This is a genomic window from Streptomyces varsoviensis (assembly GCF_000718635.1).
Lineage (GTDB): Bacteria > Actinomycetota > Actinomycetes > Streptomycetales > Streptomycetaceae > Streptomyces > Streptomyces varsoviensis.
Genome location: NZ_JOBF01000029.1, coordinates 31,900 through 48,757, shown reverse-complemented (window position 1 = coordinate 48,757; position 16,858 = coordinate 31,900). Strand labels below are relative to the sequence as shown.

Here is a 16,858-nt window from a genome sequence, read left to right as displayed (position 1 = left end):
TGCGCTTCGGGGATATCTCGCCCCTCCTCGGGCCGCCGGACCGGCCTCGGACCCCGACGGCAGGGCCATTGTCAGTGGGGGGTCGTACCGTGGTTCCATGCGGCCCGTATCCAAGATCGAACGCACCGTGGCGCCCTTCGAGGTCGTCAGCCCCTACCAGCCCAGCGGTGACCAGCCGACGGCCATCGCCGAGCTGGAGCGGCGCATTCGCGCAGGTGAGAAAAATGTAGTGCTACTCGGTGCGACCGGTACCGGCAAGTCGGCGACCACCGCCTGGATGATCGAGAAGTTGCAGCGGCCCACCCTGGTCATGGCGCCGAACAAGACCCTCGCCGCCCAGCTCGCCAACGAGTTCCGGGAGCTGCTGCCCAACAACGCCGTCGAGTACTTCGTCTCGTACTACGACTACTACCAGCCCGAGGCGTACGTACCGCAGTCGGACACCTACATCGAGAAGGACTCCTCCATCAACGAGGAGGTCGAGCGGCTGCGCCACTCCGCGACGAACTCGCTGCTCACCCGCCGCGACGTGGTCGTGGTGGCCTCCGTCTCCTGCATCTACGGCCTGGGCACCCCGCAGGAGTACGTGGACCGCATGGTGCGGCTCAAGGTCGGCGAGGAGATCGACCGCGACCAGTTGCTGCGCCGGTTCGTGGAGATCCAGTACACCCGCAACGACCTGGCCTTCACCCGCGGCACCTTCCGGGTCCGGGGCGACACCATCGAGATCTTCCCGGTCTATGAGGAGCTCGCCGTCCGGATCGAGATGTTCGGGGACGAGATCGAGGCGCTCTCCACGCTCCACCCGCTCACCGGCGAGGTGATCTCCGACGACCAGGAGCTGTACGTCTTCCCGGCCAGCCACTACATCGCCGGTCCGGAGCGCATGGAGAAGGCCGTCGCGGGCATCGAGGCCGAGCTGGCGGAGACCCTCGCCACGATGGAGAAGCAGGGCAAGCTGCTGGAGGCCCAGCGGCTGCGGATGCGTACGACGTACGACATCGAGATGATGCGCCAGATCGGCTCCTGCTCCGGCATCGAGAACTACTCGCTGCACATGGACGACCGCGAGCCCGGCTCGCCGCCCAACACCCTCCTCGACTACTTCCCCGAGGACTTCGTCCTCGTCATCGACGAGTCGCACGTCACGGTCCCGCAGATCGGCGCGATGTACGAGGGCGACGCCTCCCGGAAGCGCACCCTCGTGGAGCACGGCTTCCGGCTGCCGTCCGCGATGGACAACCGCCCGCTCAAGTGGGAGGAGTTCGTCGAGCGGATCGGCCAGACCGTCTACCTCTCCGCCACCCCCGGCAAGTACGAGCTCGCGCGCGGCGACGGCTTCGTCGAGCAGATCATCCGCCCCACCGGCCTCGTCGACCCCGAGGTCGTCGTCAAGCCGACGGACGGGCAGATCGACGACCTGGTGCACGAGATCCGCACGCGCACGGAGAAGGACGAGCGCGTCCTGGTGACCACCCTCACCAAGAAGATGGCCGAGGACCTCACCGACTATTTCCTGGAGCTGGGCATCCAGGTGCGCTATCTGCACAGCGACGTGGACACCCTGCGCCGCGTCGAGCTGCTGCGCGAGCTGCGCGCCGGCGAGTACGACGTGCTGGTCGGCATCAACCTGCTGCGCGAGGGCCTCGACCTCCCCGAGGTCTCCCTGGTCGCGATCCTCGACGCCGACAAGGAAGGGTTCCTGCGCTCGGGGACCTCCCTGATCCAGACCATCGGGCGCGCGGCCCGCAACGTCTCCGGCCAGGTCCATATGTACGCGGACAAGGTCACCCCGGCGATGGAGAAGGCGATCGAGGAGACCAACCGCCGCCGGGAGAAGCAGATCGCGTACAACAAGGAGCAGGGGATCGATCCGCAGCCGCTGCGGAAGAAGATCGGCGACATCGTCGCGACCATCGCGCGCGAGGAGATCGACACCCAGGAGCTGCTGGGCACCGGCTACCGGCAGGGCGACAAGAGCAAGGGCAAGGCCCCGGTGCCCACGGCGGAGACCGGCACCCCAGGCAAGGCGGGCAAGGCGGGCAAGGGCGCCGCGGGCAAGGACGGCCGGCTCACGGACCGGCCCGCCGCGGAGCTGGCCGAGCTCATCGAGGACATGACGGAGCGGATGCGCGCCGCCGCCGCCGAGCTGCAGTTCGAGGTCGCGGCCCGGCTGCGCGACGAGGTGGGCGAGCTGAAGAAGGAGCTGCGGCAGATGAGGGAGGCCGGCATCGCCTGACGGACCGCGCCGTGACCGCCGTGACGTGTTGGCCGTGACGTGTTGCAAGAACGCCACAAACCCTTCCCGACCGGTGGCATCCCGATCGCCGGTGCATAGGGTTTTCGCAGCGGGCCGCGCCCATCGCGCGGCCACGGGGAAACCCGCGACATCGAGAAGGGACAGCGCGTGACGGTCAACTTGGCCAAGGGCCAGGGCATCAGTCTGAAGAAGGCCGACGGGGGCACCCTCACCGCGGTGCGGATGGGGCTGGGCTGGCAGGCGGCCCCCCGTCGCGGTCTGTTCGGCTCGCGCACGAAGGAGATCGACCTGGACGCCTCGGCGGTGCTGTTCGCCGAGGGGGAACTGGTCGACAAGGTGTACTTCCACCACCTCGTCAGCGATGACGGCTCGGTCCAGCACACCGGCGACAACCTCGTCGGCGGCGCCGGACAGGGCGGGGACGACGAGGCGATACTCGTCGACCTGGAGCGGGTGCCGGGGTACATCGACCAGATCGTGTTCACGGTGAACTCCTTCACCGGCCAGACCTTCGCCGAGGTGCGGAACGCGTTCTGCCGGCTGGTGGACGAGACCAACGGACAGGAGCTGGCCCGCTACACCCTCGACGGCGGCGGCCCGTACACCGCGCAGATCATGGCGAAGGTGCACCGGTCCGGCGACGGCTGGCAGATGACGGCGATCGGCGTCCCGGCCAACGGCCGCACCTTCCAGGACCTGCTGCCGGCGATCCTGCCCAGCCTGTAGACGCGGGGTACGGGCCGGGGCGAGGGTTCCGGCGGGGCCCGGCGGAGACGAACCGCCGGGCCCCGGGGGACGGCCGTGCGCGACGGGCGCGGCGGCGGACGATCTGACGAGGGGGCGCACCGATGACGGCCGAACTGGTCCGGGGCCAGAACCATCCACTGCCTCAGACCCGTTTGGAGATCCGGGTCTCGGCGGGCGACCCGGTCATGGCCGGGGCCGTGCTCGGCGACGAGCGGGGGCGGGCGCCGGACGCCGCCTGGGTGGCGCACCCCGCCGCGCCGCGCCTCCCGGGCCTCGAAGTCTCCCAGCAGGCCGCTGCCGACCACCGGCTGGCCGTGGACCTGGACGCGCTCCCCGCCGCCGCCCACCGCGTCAGCGTGCTCCTCGCGCTGCCCTCCGGCGCGGGCGGCCCGGCGCGCTTCGGCGCGATGGCCGCGCCGTTCGTCGCCATAACCGGCCTCGACGGCGCCGAGGTCGTCGGCTACACCATCACCGACCTGGACTCCGAGTCCGCCGTCGTCGCGCTGGAGCTCTACCGCAGGCAGGGCGCGTGGAAGGTACGGGCCGTGGGCCAGGGGTACGCGGGCGGGCTGGCCGCGATGCTCCACGACCAGGGGCTGCCGGGCGCCGCCGAGCTGGCCGCCGCCATCGAGGCGGCGGTGGACCAGGCGGCGGCCCGTACGATCGCCCCGCCGCCGCGGTCCGTGCGGGGCCGGGGCGAGGACAAGGGCGAGCGGGCGCGCCGCCCCGGCGGCAAGAACGAGCCCCCCGCGCCGGCCGCGCCCGGCCCCATCGACTACCGGCATCCGCGGCGCCGCACCGCGCAGCCGCCGCGGGACTCGCCGGCGGGCCCTTCCGCCACGCCCCCGGCCGCCGCCCCGCGGCCTCCCGGAGCTGAGGGACGGCCCGGCGCGGAGGAACGGCCCGCCGCGCCCGTAGCGGGGGATGCCAGCGGCTGGACGATGGACGAGCGGCTCTACAACCAGGTCTGGGGCATGTTCGAGGACCTGGCCCGTACGGTCGCCGCGTACCGCGGCGCGGTGGACTTCGCGGAGTCCCGGATGGAGCGGGAGCTCGACGGTGTCCTCTCCGACCCGCGCACCCGGGTCGGCCCGGCCGCCGACGCCGCCCGCGAGGCGGCGCGCGGCAAGCAGATGCGCCTCGTGGCACAGGCCCGTGCCGTCCTCGACCGCGACCTCGGCCGGCTCGCCGACGAGTCCGATGTCGTCGAGCACGCGCTGCCGCCCGCCTACGCCCGGTGGGACAGCCCCGTCTGGCAGGGCTACCAGGTGCCGTTCGAGACCCCGATGGCCGTGCGCCTCGGCGACCTGCGGCTGCCGGAACGCGACGACCTGCGCATCCCCATGCTGATGCGGCTGCCGCTGGAGCGCGGGCTGTGGATCGACAGCGGCCGTACGGGCGCCCCGGAGGCGGCGCTGATGGCCTCGGCCGAGGTGCGCCGGATCGCCATGGACACCGCGGTGGCGCACGCCGCGCGGCTGCTCGCGGTCCATCCGGCCGGCGACTTCGCGGTGCGGGTGATCGATCCGGCCGGGGCGGCGGGCGCCTCGCTCGCCCCGCTGCTGCGCTCGGGCGCCCTCCGCGAGCCCCCGGCGGCGGGCGCTCGCGGGGTGTCGGAGACGCTCGCGCGGCTCACGCACCGCGTCGACCTGGTGCAGATGGCGGTCCGCAGCGGCGCCGTGGACTCCCTGCCGCCCGACCTCGACATCGCCGACCAGCTCCTGATCGTCAACGACTTTCCGCACGGCTTCGACGACCGGGCCGTCAACCAACTGCGCTACCTCGCGGACGAGGGGCCGTCGGTGGGCGTCCATCTGATGATGGTGGCCGACCGGCAGGACGCCCGGGAGTACGGGCCGGTCCTCGATCCGCTGTGGCGGTCGCTGCTGCGGCTCACGCCGGTCCCCGACGACCACCTCGCCGACCCCTGGGTCGGGCACGCCTGGACGTACGAGCCGCCGAGCGTGCCGCAGGGGAGTGAAGTGCTGGGTCAGGTGTTGCGGGAGGTGGGCCGGTCTTTGCCAGACCATCGGCGCTGACCTGCTTATTTGTAAATTCCTTTACCTTCTCTTGGGTCTTCCTGTACTCTTTGGGGCGTGGAGGTCATGGCTGGCGTGTCAGGCGACCAGGGCCTCCGGCAGCGACGACGCTGTGAGTGCCGTACGACCCTGCCGGAGGAGCAGCAGTGGATGTTTCCCTGAATGTCTGGGCGCTGACGATCGTCGGCCTGTGCGCCCTGATCGCCGTCGACTTCTTCATCGGCGGCCGCAAGCCGCACGCGGTCTCCATCAAGGAGGCCGGGGTCTGGACGATCGTCTGGGTCGCGCTCGCGGCGCTCTTCGGGCTCGGCCTCTTCGTGTTCGGCGGCGGCCAGGCCTCGGGCGAGTTCTTCGCCGGGTACATCACGGAGAAGTCGCTGAGCGTCGACAACCTCTTCGTCTTCGTCCTGATCATGGCCAAGTTCGCGGTCCCGCCGATCTACCAGCAGCGGGTCCTGATGGTCGGCGTGCTCATCGCGCTCGTCCTGCGGGCGGTCTTCATCGGCGCGGGCGCCGCGATCATCGCCAACTTCTCCTGGGTCTTCTACCTCTTCGGCGCGTTCCTGATCTGGACGGCCTGGAAGCTGATCCAGGACGCGCGCAGCGGCGAGGAGGACGAGGAGTTCGAGGAGAACCGGCTGCTCAAGGCGGTCGAGCGGCGTGTGCCCTCCACCAGCGTGTACCACGGGACCAAGCTGTTCATCACCGAGAACGGCAAGCGGCTGATGACGCCGATGCTGGTGGTGATGCTGGCGATCGGCACCACCGACGTGCTCTTCGCGCTCGACTCCATCCCGGCGATCTTCGGCCTCACCCAGGACCCGTACATCGTCTTCACCGCCAACGCGTTCGCCCTGATGGGGCTGCGGCAGCTCTACTTCCTGATCGGCGGCCTGCTGAAGAAGCTGGTCCACCTCTCGTACGGCCTGTCGATCATCCTCGGCTTCATCGGCGTGAAGCTGGTCCTGCACGCGCTGCACGAATCCGGCGTGAGCGTCCCGGAGATCAGCATCCCCGTCTCGCTCGGCGTCATCTGCGCGGTCCTGATCGTCACCACCATCACCAGCCTGCGGGCCTCGAAGAAGCAGGCCGAGGCGGAGGCGGCGGACCGCAAGGACAGCCTCGGAGTCTGACCCGGGAGGGGCCGGCCGACGGGCGCGGCGGCGGGACGGCCCCGGGCCCTCCCGCCGCCGCGCCCGATGGTCACCAGCCTCGCTCGCGCCACTCCGTGAGGTGCGGGCGCTCGGCGCCGAGCGTGGTGTCGCCGCCGTGGCCGGGGTAGACCCAGGTCTCGTCGGGGAGCGCGGCCATCAGCTTGTTCTCGACATCGTCGAGCAGCCGGCCGAAGGCTTCGGGGTCTCCCCAGGTATTGCCGATGCCGCCGGGGAAGAGGCAGTCGCCCGTGAACAGGTGCGGGTGGCCGTGCGGGTCGTCGTAGACCAGGGCGATACTGCCCGGCGTGTGGCCCACGAGATGGCGGGCGGCGAGTTCGACCTGGCCCACCCGGATCGTGTCGCCGTCCTCGACGGGCACGTCCGTCGGCACGGGGATGCCCTCGGCGTCGTAGCGCCCGGCGTAGGTGCGGGCGCCGGTGGCGTCCACCACCTCGCGCAGGGCTCCCCAGTGGTCGCCGTGCCGGTGGGTGGTGACCACGGAGGCGATGCCGCTGTCGCCGATCAGGTTCAGCAGGGTGTGCGGCTCCGCGGCGGCGTCGATCAGCAACTGCTCGCCCGTCGCGCGGCAGCGCAGGAGATACGCGTTGTTGTCCATCGGACCGACCGCGACCTTCGAGATCATCAGCTCGGTCAGTTCGTGTACGTCCGCCGGTCCGCCGACCTTCACCGCTCCGCTGTACGTCATGTCACAACCCTATAGCGGCGGGAGGGCGGGCAGCAGGGCGCCGGAGGAAGCGCCCCGGACCTCCAGGCCGGCCCCGTCCGCGCGGCCGACGAGCCAGCCGAGCAGGTCGGTGGGGGAGCCCGTGACGGTGGTGACGTCGCCGTCCTCGCGGCCCGTGCGCCAACTGCTCCCGTCGGAGGCGGTCAGCCGCAGCGCGGGCACCTCGGCGCGGCCCGCGAGCTTCACGCCGGCCATGAACGCGATCTCGCGCGTGACGAACGCGGCCGGCAGGTCGTCCAGCCCGTAGCCGATCCCGAGGTCCACATGGTGCAGCTCCACCTCCACGAGCCTGCGGTACGGCAGCCGGGCCGCCTGGTCCGTGACGCCGTTGCGCATCTCCACTACGTACTCGCGGCGCTCCTCGGGCAGGGCCTCGGCGGCCGCGTCGAAGCGGTCGGCGCTGGCGCGCAGATCGTCGAGGTGCGCGGCGAGCGGGCGGGCGGAGTCGCGCTCGATGTCCGCGTCGCGGGCCTCGGGGCTGGCGTACATCGGCGTCTTGACGTCCGTACGGGCCCAGGTGAGGAGGTTGGTGATGGCGTCGGCGTTCCGGGCGATGTGCGCGAACACGTGGCCGCGGGTCCAGCCGGGGAGCAGCGACGGGGCGGCGGCTCCGGCGTCGTCCAGGGCGCCGGCCCCGGCGAGGAGGCGGTCGGTGGCGGCCCGTACGGCGGCAATGTCGGATGCGAAATCGCTCATGATCGGCACCCTAGCGGCGGCCACCCATTCGGGTGAAGCTGCTCGGCTCCGGCCGTGAATCGAATGTGCGTGCTATAGGCTCGGGGAAGGCACGAGATACGACATCCGAGCGACGCCCCCCATACCCTGGGTCCGGGGTGCGGCGCACCCCGCAGCTCTCAAGAAAGGTGCCTACCGGCGTGGCCGACCGTCTCATCGTCCGTGGCGCTCGCGAGCACAACCTCAAGAACGTCTCGCTCGACCTCCCCCGTGACTCCCTCATCGTCTTCACCGGGCTCTCGGGGTCGGGCAAGTCCTCCCTCGCGTTCGACACGATCTTCGCCGAGGGGCAGCGTCGCTACGTCGAGTCGCTCTCCTCCTACGCCCGCCAGTTCCTGGGCCAGATGGACAAGCCCGACGTGGACTTCATCGAGGGGCTCTCCCCGGCGGTGTCCATCGATCAGAAGTCGACCTCGCGCAACCCGCGCTCCACGGTCGGCACGATCACGGAGGTCTACGACTACCTCCGGCTCCTCTTCGCCCGCATCGGCAAGCCGCACTGCCCCGAGTGCGGCCGCCCGATCTCCCGGCAGTCGCCGCAGGCCATCGTGGACAAGGTGCTGGAGCTGCCCGAGGGCAGCCGCTTCCAGGTGCTGTCCCCGCTGGTGCGCGAGCGCAAGGGCGAGTTCGTCGACCTCTTCTCCGACCTCCAGACCAAGGGCTACAGCCGCGCCCGGGTGGACGGCCAGACGATCCAGCTCGCCGAGCCGCCCAAGCTCAAGAAGCAGGAGAAGCACACCATCGAGGTGGTCGTCGACCGCCTGACCGTGAAGGACAGCGCCAAGCGGCGGCTCACCGACTCCGTCGAGACCGCGCTCGGACTCTCCGGCGGCATGGTGATCCTCGACTTCGTGGACCTCGCCGAGGACGACCCCGAGCGTGAGCGGATGTACTCCGAACACCTCTACTGCCCGTATGACGACCTGTCCTTCGAGGAGCTGGAGCCGCGCTCCTTCTCGTTCAACTCGCCCTTCGGCGCCTGCCCGGACTGCACCGGCATCGGCACCCGCATGGAGGTCGACCCCGAGCTGATCATCCCGGACGAGGACAAGACCCTCGAAGAGGGTGCCATCAGTCCCTGGTCGCACGGGCACACCAAGGACTACTTCAACCGGCTGGTCGGCGCGCTCGCCGCGGAGCTCGGCTTCCGGATGGACATCCCCTGGGCCGGCCTGCCCCAGCGCGCCAAGAAGGCCCTGCTCAACGGCCACAAGACGCAGATCGAGGTCCGCTACCGCAACCGCTACGGGCGGGAGCGCGCCTACACGACGGCCTTCGAGGGCGCGGTGCCGTTCGTGAAGCGGCGGCACTCCGAGGCGGAGAGCGACTCCAGCCGCGAGCGCTTCGAGGGCTATATGCGCGAGGTGCCGTGCCCCACCTGCGAGGGGACGCGCCTCAAGCCGATCGTCCTCGCCGTCACGGTGCAGGAGAAGTCGATCGCGGACGTCTCCGCGATGTCGATCAGCGAGTGCGCGGACTTCCTGCGCGACATGAAGCTCAACGCCCGCGAGAAGAAGATCGCCGAGCGCGTGCTCAAGGAGGTCAACGAGCGGCTGCGGTTCCTCGTCGACGTCGGCCTCGACTATCTGTCGCTGAACCGGGCGGCGGGCACCCTCTCCGGCGGCGAGGCGCAGCGCATCCGGCTCGCCACGCAGATCGGCTCCGGCCTCGTCGGCGTCCTGTACGTGCTGGACGAGCCGTCCATCGGGCTGCACCAGCGCGACAACCACCGGCTCATCGAGACCCTGGTGCGCCTGCGCGACATGGGCAACACCCTGATCGTCGTCGAGCACGACGAGGACACCATCAAGGTCGCCGACTGGGTGGTCGACATCGGCCCGGGCGCTGGCGAGCACGGCGGCAAGGTCGTGCACAGCGGCTCGCTGAAGGAGCTGCTGCGCAACAAGGACTCCCTCACCGGCCAGTACCTGGTCGGCAAGCGGTCCATCGCCACCCCGGAGATCCGGCGGCCACTGGACGTGGAGCGGCAGCTCACGGTGCACGGCGCGCGCGAGAACAACCTGCGCGACATCGATGTGTCCTTCCCCCTCGGGCTGCTGACCGCCGTCACCGGAGTCTCCGGCTCCGGAAAGTCGACGCTGGTCAACGACATCCTCTACACCCACCTGGCCCGCGAGCTGAACGGCGCCAAGACCGTGCCGGGCCGGCACACCCGGGTGGACGGCGACGACCTCGTCGACAAGGTCGTGCACGTCGACCAGTCGCCCATCGGCCGTACGCCGCGCTCCAACCCGGCCACGTACACGGGCGTCTTCGACCATGTGCGCAGGCTCTTCGCCGAGACGATGGAGGCCAAGGTCCGCGGCTATCTGCCGGGGCGCTTCTCCTTCAACGTCAAGGGCGGCCGCTGCGAGAACTGCTCCGGCGACGGCACCATCAAGATCGAGATGAACTTCCTGCCGGACGTGTATGTGCCGTGCGAGGTCTGCCACGGCGCGCGCTACAACCGGGAAACCCTGGAGGTGCACTACAAGGGCAAGTCCATCGCCGAGGTGCTGGACATGCCCATCGAGGAGGCGCTCGACTTCTTCGAGTCGGTGCCGACGATCTCGCGCCACCTGCGCACGCTCCATGAGGTCGGCCTCGGCTATGTGCGGCTGGGGCAGCCCGCCCCGACGCTGTCGGGCGGCGAGGCGCAGCGCGTCAAGCTCGCCAGCGAGCTCCAGAAGCGCTCGACCGGCCGTACGGTCTACGTCCTGGACGAGCCCACCACCGGTCTGCACTTCGAGGACATCAGCAAGCTGATCAAGGTGCTGTCCGGGCTGGTCGACAAGGGCAACACCGTGATCGTCATCGAGCACAACCTCGATGTGATCAAGACGGCGGACTGGATCGTCGACATGGGCCCGGAGGGCGGCAGCGGCGGCGGACTGGTCATCGCCGAGGGCACGCCCGAGGATGTCGCGGCGGTCCCGGCCAGCCACACCGGCAAGTTCCTGCGCGATGTGCTGGGCGACCGGGTGAGCGACGCGGCGGTGCCCGCGACCCGGAAGGCGGCCAAGAAGGCCCCGGCGAAGAAGAAGACGGTGGCCGCGGCCTCCGGCACGGCGGTGGCGAGGAAATCGGTGACGGCCACCGCGAAGAAGGCGACCGCCAAGACGGCGAATGCCAAGACAGCGTCTGCCAAGACGGGGACTGCCAAGACGGCGACCGCGAAGAAGGCCGCCGCCAAGAAGACCGCTGCGAAGAAGGCCACGAAGGCGCGGGGCGTCTGACGGCGGTGGGGTGCGGGGCCCCGGCCGGGCGCGGATCCGAGCACGTTGCCGGGGGCCGCACCGAGCGGGGCCGCGGGACTGCGCGGCCGGCCGGTGAGGCTCGTACGGGTCAGGCCGAGCCGGTGCGTCAGGCCGCGCCGGTCGTGAACTCGTACAGGTCGTACGCGACCATGGCCAGCCGTCCGGGTCCGCCCCGATAGCCGAGGGCTGAGCCCAAGGGGCTCGTCACCTCTTGGTAGCCGATGACGTTCAGCGCGTCGGAGGTGGCGGTGCCCATCCACAGGGCGCCCTCCTCCGTCGACGCGAACCAGCACGGGCCGTCCGCGTACGCGCCCCAGGTGGTGCTGAAATTGAAGGCCTGGGGGCGCTGGGGGTCGACCAGGAGGTTGGCTCTGGCCCGAAGGACGGGCCGCCAGGTCTGCTGGGAGACCGTGAAGTACCAGAGGTTGTGGTCCTGGGGCCCCACCGAGCAGTTCGCCACCAGCAGTGCGTCGCCGCGCACGGAGAGGCTGTTGATGCCGCGCTGGGCCGCGGGGTTGAAGACCGTCTGCGACATGATCCGGCCGGACGGCACCTGGAGGACGCAGACATAGCCGTCCTCGGAGCCGGTCACCACATAGGCGGTGCCGCCGGCGTCGGACAGCACCTCCGTCGCCTGCACGTCGTGCAGTCCCCAGGGGTTGACGGGATGCGGATTCCGTACGTCCACGCTGCGCGCGAACCTCAGCCGGCGTCGCGCCGGGTCGTAGTCCCACAAGGAGACATGTCCGCTGGAGTGCCCGACCACCAAGGTGCCCGGCGAACCGGCGCGGACCCCCTGCCCGCTGGTGGCGACGCCGAGCGCCGGATCGTAGGGGAAGGTCCCGGCCGGGCACAGGTCGCTCCAGTCGCCGCGCGGCGAGTGCCACAGGGCGATGGAGCGGTCGTCGTTCGAGCTCGCGATCGCCCGGCCGGGCAGCGGGGCGAGCATCTGCACGCCCTGGAAGGCGGGGCTGTTGACCGCGACGTTGATGCGCGGTCCGGCGACCGCCGACTCGGTGAAGCGGAAGACGCTCATCGAGCCGTCCCAGCGGCCGACGGCGAACTGGTCGTCGTCCAGCCACGCGAGCCGCTGCGCCATCTCGTACGTCGCGCCGCTGGAGGTGATCGGCAGCGCCGCCGCGGGCGTCGGCCGGGGCGGCAGGGGCAGCCCGCGGGCGGCGAGTTCACGGTGGGACCGGACTACCGGTGGTACCGCTCGCGGATCGGACAGGCCATCAGGCCCGCCCCCGGGCACGCCATCAGACCCGCCGTCGGACACGACATCGGACATGGCAGCCGCCGTCCCTTCTCGTCCGTACGCGCCGTCCCGTATCCCTTGCCCCGGAGGGACGGCGCGTTTACCCGGGCGCGCGCCGTCCCGTCAGCGCGCTGCTTCCCGTACGCATACCCGCGCCCGCCGCTCCCGTACGCCCCAGGGCACGCCAAGACGGGAACGTACGCCCTCCAAGACGCCCCGCGCTCCCGGTCGGGAGCGCGGGGCGGCGGTCTCAGGCGAGTTCGGAGGCGTATGGGGGCTGGGCTCCGGCGCGGGAGCACGTGATGGCCGCCGCCCGGGCGGCGAACCCGAGGATGTCGCGCCACTGCCCGGCGTCCAGGGAGGCGATCTCGGCGGGGGAGAGAGCCTTGTGCTCGGCGAGCCGGTGGAGGAGTGCGGCGTTCACGGTGTCGCCCGCGCCGATCGTGTCCACGACGTCGACGCGCTCACCGGGCACCGTGTGCTCGGCGCCGTCCCGGGTCCGTACGCTCAGCCCGTCGCCGCCCCTGGTCAGGACGGCGGCGGCCGGGCCGGCCGCCAGCCAGTCGGCCAGCGCGGCGTCGAGGTCCGTGCCGTCCGCCAGCCATTCGGCGTCCTCGACCGACAGCTTGAGCAGCGTCACGTGCGGCAGCCAGGAGCGGAAGCGGGCGCGGTAGGCGGCGGCGTCCGGGATCAGCCCGGCCCGGATGTTGGGGTCGAGCGCGGTGCAGACGCCGCGCGCCGCCTCGCGCCGCAGCAGCGCCTCGTACGCGCTCGCACCCGGCTCCAGGACCAGGGAGCAGGTGCCCAGCGACAGGGCGCGGGTCCCCTCCGGGAGCGCCGCGGGCAGCTCGAACAGCCGGTCCGCGGTGCCCTCGACATAGAAGCCGTAGCCCGCGGAGCCGTCGGCGCCGATGCTGGCCACGGCGAGCGTCGTAGGCTCCGGGCCGCGCTGTACGGGCGCCACGTCCACGCCCGCCGCCCGCAACTCGGTGAGCAGCGCTTCGCCGAAGGCGTCCGTCGAGACCCGTGAGCAGAAGGCGGTCGGCGAGCCGAGCCGGCCGAGCGCCACCGCGGTGTTGTACGGGCCGCCGCCGCGTTGGGGGAGCAGCGCGGGCAGCGCGCCGTTCGCCGGGGCGCTGCCGCCGGGCACGAGGTCGATGAGGGCTTCTCCGGCGACGACGATCACGAGGGCGTTCCTTTCCTGATCCCTGAGCCGGGTTCTCCCGGCGCCGCGGGCGCGTGGCGCGGTGGGGCGGGCCGGACCGCCCGCCCCGCTGCCGCGGGCCCCGGCGCATCCCATCACACCTAGGGCGCGAGCGGGTCGGCCCATCGCCTCTTTTTCCTGGCCGGACGGGTTTCTTCGGGGTGGGCCGACCGAAGCGGAATGATCTGTGACGGTATCGTCGGGGAGCCAGCGAACCGCCTCAGCCGCCCCGTGGAGCACTCATGAGCAGCCAGCCGCCCGCCCGCCGAACCGTGCTGCGGGGAGCCGCCCTGGCCGGGGCCGCCGGGTTCGGGGTAGCGGCGTGCTCGGGCAAGACCGGGGCGAAGGCGCCGGCCACGCCCACGGCGCCGGTCGACCTCGGCGCGGCGTCCGCGGTGCCGGTGGGCGGCGCGAAGATCTACCGCGAGAAGCGGGTGGTCGTGGCGCAGCCGGCCAAGGGCCAGTACAAGGCGTTCAGCGCGGTCTGCACGCACGCCGGCTGCGTCGTCGACAAGATCGAGGACGGAAAGATCAACTGCCCGTGCCACGGCAGCCAGTTCGACGCCGAGACCGGGAAGGTCCTGCGCGGCCCGGCGGACGCGCCGCTGCCTGCCGTACCGGTCAAGACGGAGGGCGGGAAGCTCGTGGCGGGGCCGGACGCCTGAGCGGATCGGAGTCGGTTCGACATGGACCGGAACGGATCGGTTTGTGGCGGAGGGCGTGGCCGGGAGGCGGGGGCGAGGCCGGTTCCGTACGCGCCCATCAGCACCCCAATAATCAGTTTTTGTCATCGTTGTGACTCGCTACGCTCGGATCGGCAGTCGGTGCGGACCGAATACGGCGTGGACTGAACGCGGCGTGGACCGAACGTTCCGCATGGGCTGACGCCCTGTCAGCACAGGGCGGGTCAAGAGCGCACCCGGGTCCCGGGACGTGGCCACCGCCTGCCGGCCGCCCTGCCGCAGCAGAGAGGAACCCCCATGAGCGGGACGCCCCAGCATGACCCCGAGCTCCGTCCGCTGCGCGACCGGGTGACCGCTCCGTCGTCCATCGCGCTGCCCACGGCCGGTGACGGCCTCACCTGGCGGCCCGCCACCGCCGACGACATCGGCCCGATCCTCGACCTGAAGCGGGCCGCCGGCGCGGTCGACCATCCGCGCTGGCTGGTGACGAGGGACGAACTGGAGGAGGAGTTCAAGGGGGAGAACTTCGCGCCCGAGCACGACACCGTGATCGCCGTGGACGCCGCCGGACGCGCGGTCGCCTACGGGTCGGCCGCGGCCCCGAAGAGCCCCGAGACGATCGTATGGGTCGAGCTCGACGGCACGGTGGCCCCGGACCGCCGCGGCGAGGGCATCGGCAGCGCGCTGCTGTCCTGGCAGGAGGCCCGCGGGCTACAGCACTTCGCGGCCTGCGACGCCACCCTGCCCGGCTGGCTCGCCACCGGCGCGAACGAGGCGGCCACCGACACGATCAAGCTCCTCGAAGCGCGCGGCTACGACCGTGCCCGGTGGTGGCTGGAGCTGGAACGCGACCTCGCCGACCCCGTCGCCGAGGCGCCCGCCGCGCCCGGGGTGCGACTGGTGCCGTACGGGCCGATGTGGCAGGAGCGGGCCCGTGACGCGTACAACGACGCCTTCCGGGACCACTGGGGCTCCCAGCCGGCGACGGCCGCCGAATGGGCCGCCTCCGACCGCCTCGAAGCGTCTCGCGCGGACCTGTCCGTACTCGCCGTCACCTCTGCCACCCCGGACATCCCGGGCGCCGAGGACGAGCCCCGCACGCCCGATGCGCCCAGTGCTCCCGATGCGCCCAGTGCTCCCGACGACGAGCGCGTCGTCGGCTTCTGCCTCGTCGACGTGGCCAAGGACGAGTGGCCGCTGCGCGGCTTCCCGTTCGGTTACGTCACGGCCGTCGGCGTACGGCGGGAGGCGCGGGGGGAGGGGCTGGCGCGCACCCTGCTCGCCCACGTGCTGCGCTTGCTGCGGGCCGAGGGGCTGGACAAGGCCGTGCTCGACGTCGACGCGGAGAACCCCTCCGGCGCCCTCGGCCTGTACCAGAGCCTCGGCTTCACCGTCGGCGACCGCGCGGTCAGCCTCGTCAAGCGCTTCTGACCGCCTCGGCCGCCCCTTTTTGGCCCACCCGGGGGCGTACGAGTTTTTGGCTCACCCGGGGGGCCTAAGAGTTTTTGCCCTACCCGGGGCCGTACGAATTTTTTCGCCCCACCCGGGGACGTACGGACGCGTGGGGCGGCGCCGACGCACCCTATAGGTGCCGCCCGTACCGCCCTCAGTTCCAGTCCCAGCCGATGCCCAGAATCCCCGGCCGTACGCTCTGCTCGACCAGATGCACCCCGCGGTGGCGCCCGGCGAGCGTCAGGTCCTGCAGCCTGCCGCGCGGCGCGCCCGCCGTGGCCTGGGCGAAGCGGCGGCAGCGCACCGGCAGGGCCGCCGCGTCGAACCGCACCTGGAGAACGTACTGGGCGCCCCCGAAGCCGAACCCGCGCACGTACTCGGTGCTCGGGCCGCCCGTACCATCCTCGAAGCCATAGGCGAAGACATAGGTGTCACCGGTCCGCAGCCGGGTGTCGAAAAGCAGCTCGCAGACGACCACGCCGGTCTCCGCGTGCCACCGCACGCGCCCCAGCCGGCAGTTCTCCGCCGCCCGCACCGCCACCTTGCCGGGGTCGCAGCCGGGGTCGCCGTGATGAATGGCCACATAGCGGTCCACGCCGTCCCGGTGCGCGCGCACCACGTGGTGCGAGTCCCGGCCCAGCAGCTCGCGCCCGCCCCCTATGCGGACCCGTTCCATGTGGCAGAGGGTGTGCAGGCCGCCGTCCGAGGGGGCTTCGAGTTCGCTGAGAAGCCGCTCCAGGGGGCGCGGCTCGTCCATCAGCGAGCGGTACGTACGGCCCGGGGGCCGCTCGTGGTCGACGGCGCGTACGGCCGGCTCCAGCAGCCGGGTCAGAGCCCGCGCGGGGAGCTCCAGGATCTCTTCCAGGGCCCGTACGGCGCGCAGCGACTCCGGGCGCGTCGGGCGTCGGGCGCCCTGCTGCCAGTAACTGAGGCTCGTCACCCCGACCTTGATGCCGCGCTGCGCGAGCCGGTGCTGCACCCGGTGCAGGGCGAGGCCGCGGGCGGCCAGTGCGGTGCGGAGGGCGAGGTCGAAGGGCCCGGTGCGCAGCGTCTGCGCGAGGTCGGCCTCGGTCGGCTTCGTCCGTGAGGTGATGTGCACGGTTTCCGCCCCTCTGTGAATTTTCACAACCAGTGTGGCAGGTCTCATCGGCTGAGACCGTTGTGTTCCTGGCTGACAGATGTGGTCCGTTCACATCCGGTTCCCGCCGTTCACACCTCCGCATCACCCGCATTGAATCCTGTTGACCGGCCCCCGACAACACGCGGATGCTCCTCACCAGCGTCCGGACGCGCTCCTCCACACCAACCCCCCCAGCTCGGGAGG

General features: G+C 71.5%; 12 protein-coding genes. 7 read left to right on the top strand and 5 right to left on the bottom strand.

Annotation, left to right across the window (positions count from 1 at the left end; translation table 11 throughout):
* Positions 1-97 precede the first annotated feature (97 nt).
* The 4 genes from uvrB (at position 98) to IF55_RS31070 (ending at position 6,179) form a co-directional block, all read left to right on the top strand.
* Complete coding sequence (gene uvrB / locus IF55_RS31085; RefSeq protein WP_030888060.1) at positions 98-2,239, top strand: excinuclease ABC subunit UvrB; 2,142 nt, start codon at positions 98-100, stop codon at positions 2,237-2,239.
* 168 nt (positions 2,240-2,407) lie between these two features.
* Positions 2,408-2,986, top strand: a complete 579-nt coding sequence (locus tag IF55_RS31080; RefSeq protein WP_030888057.1) for a TerD family protein — start codon at positions 2,408-2,410, stop codon at positions 2,984-2,986.
* Positions 2,987-3,108: 122 nt separating this feature from the next.
* Positions 3,109-5,046 carry a TerD family protein gene (locus IF55_RS31075; protein ID WP_030888053.1) on the top strand — a complete coding sequence of 646 codons (1,938 nt, stop codon included), beginning with the start codon at positions 3,109-3,111 and terminating at the stop codon, positions 5,044-5,046.
* 146 nt (positions 5,047-5,192) lie between these two features.
* Entirely contained in the window at positions 5,193-6,179 is a 987-nt protein-coding gene (locus tag IF55_RS31070; RefSeq protein ID WP_030888050.1) for a TerC family protein, read from the top strand.
* 70 nt (positions 6,180-6,249) lie between these two features.
* Here the strand turns inward: IF55_RS31070 and IF55_RS31065 are convergent, their stop codons facing one another.
* On the bottom strand, positions 6,250-6,906 hold the full coding sequence (locus tag IF55_RS31065) for an MBL fold metallo-hydrolase (RefSeq protein ID WP_030888048.1): 657 nt from the start codon (positions 6,904-6,906) through the stop codon (positions 6,250-6,252).
* 9 nt (positions 6,907-6,915) lie between these two features.
* On the bottom strand, positions 6,916-7,641 hold the full coding sequence (locus IF55_RS31060; RefSeq protein ID WP_030888045.1) for a maleylpyruvate isomerase family mycothiol-dependent enzyme: 726 nt from the start codon (positions 7,639-7,641) through the stop codon (positions 6,916-6,918).
* A 179-nt stretch (positions 7,642-7,820) separates the two neighbouring features.
* Here IF55_RS31060 and uvrA point away from each other — a divergent pair, with 179 nt between their 5' ends.
* The gene (uvrA, locus tag IF55_RS31055) at positions 7,821-10,916 is read left to right on the top strand and encodes an excinuclease ABC subunit UvrA (RefSeq protein ID WP_030888042.1); all 3,096 of its coding nucleotides are present in this window, start codon (positions 7,821-7,823) and stop codon (positions 10,914-10,916) included.
* Between the two features lie 127 nt (positions 10,917-11,043).
* Here uvrA and IF55_RS31050 read toward each other — a convergent pair whose 3' ends face one another.
* Both IF55_RS31050 and IF55_RS31045 read right to left on the bottom strand, forming a co-directional pair.
* On the bottom strand, positions 11,044-12,228 hold the full coding sequence (locus IF55_RS31050) for a WD40 repeat domain-containing protein (RefSeq protein ID WP_030888039.1): 1,185 nt from the start codon (positions 12,226-12,228) through the stop codon (positions 11,044-11,046).
* A gap of 217 nt (positions 12,229-12,445) precedes the next feature.
* Positions 12,446-13,381, bottom strand: a complete 936-nt coding sequence (locus IF55_RS31045; RefSeq protein ID WP_030888037.1) for a carbohydrate kinase family protein — start codon at positions 13,379-13,381, stop codon at positions 12,446-12,448.
* Positions 13,382-13,641: 260 nt separating this feature from the next.
* Here IF55_RS31045 and IF55_RS31040 point away from each other — a divergent pair, with 260 nt between their 5' ends.
* Positions 13,642-14,064 (top strand): Rieske (2Fe-2S) protein, encoded by a 423-nt coding sequence (locus tag IF55_RS31040; RefSeq protein ID WP_030888033.1) that lies wholly within the window; start codon positions 13,642-13,644, stop codon positions 14,062-14,064.
* 315 nt (positions 14,065-14,379) lie between these two features.
* Positions 14,380-15,513 (top strand): GNAT family N-acetyltransferase, encoded by a 1,134-nt coding sequence (locus tag IF55_RS31035; protein ID WP_078645564.1) that lies wholly within the window; start codon positions 14,380-14,382, stop codon positions 15,511-15,513.
* Between the two features lie 175 nt (positions 15,514-15,688).
* Here the strand turns inward: IF55_RS31035 and IF55_RS31030 are convergent, their stop codons facing one another.
* Complete coding sequence (locus IF55_RS31030) at positions 15,689-16,633, bottom strand: hypothetical protein (protein WP_245661541.1); 945 nt, start codon at positions 16,631-16,633, stop codon at positions 15,689-15,691.
* Positions 16,634-16,858: the final 225 nt, after the last annotated feature.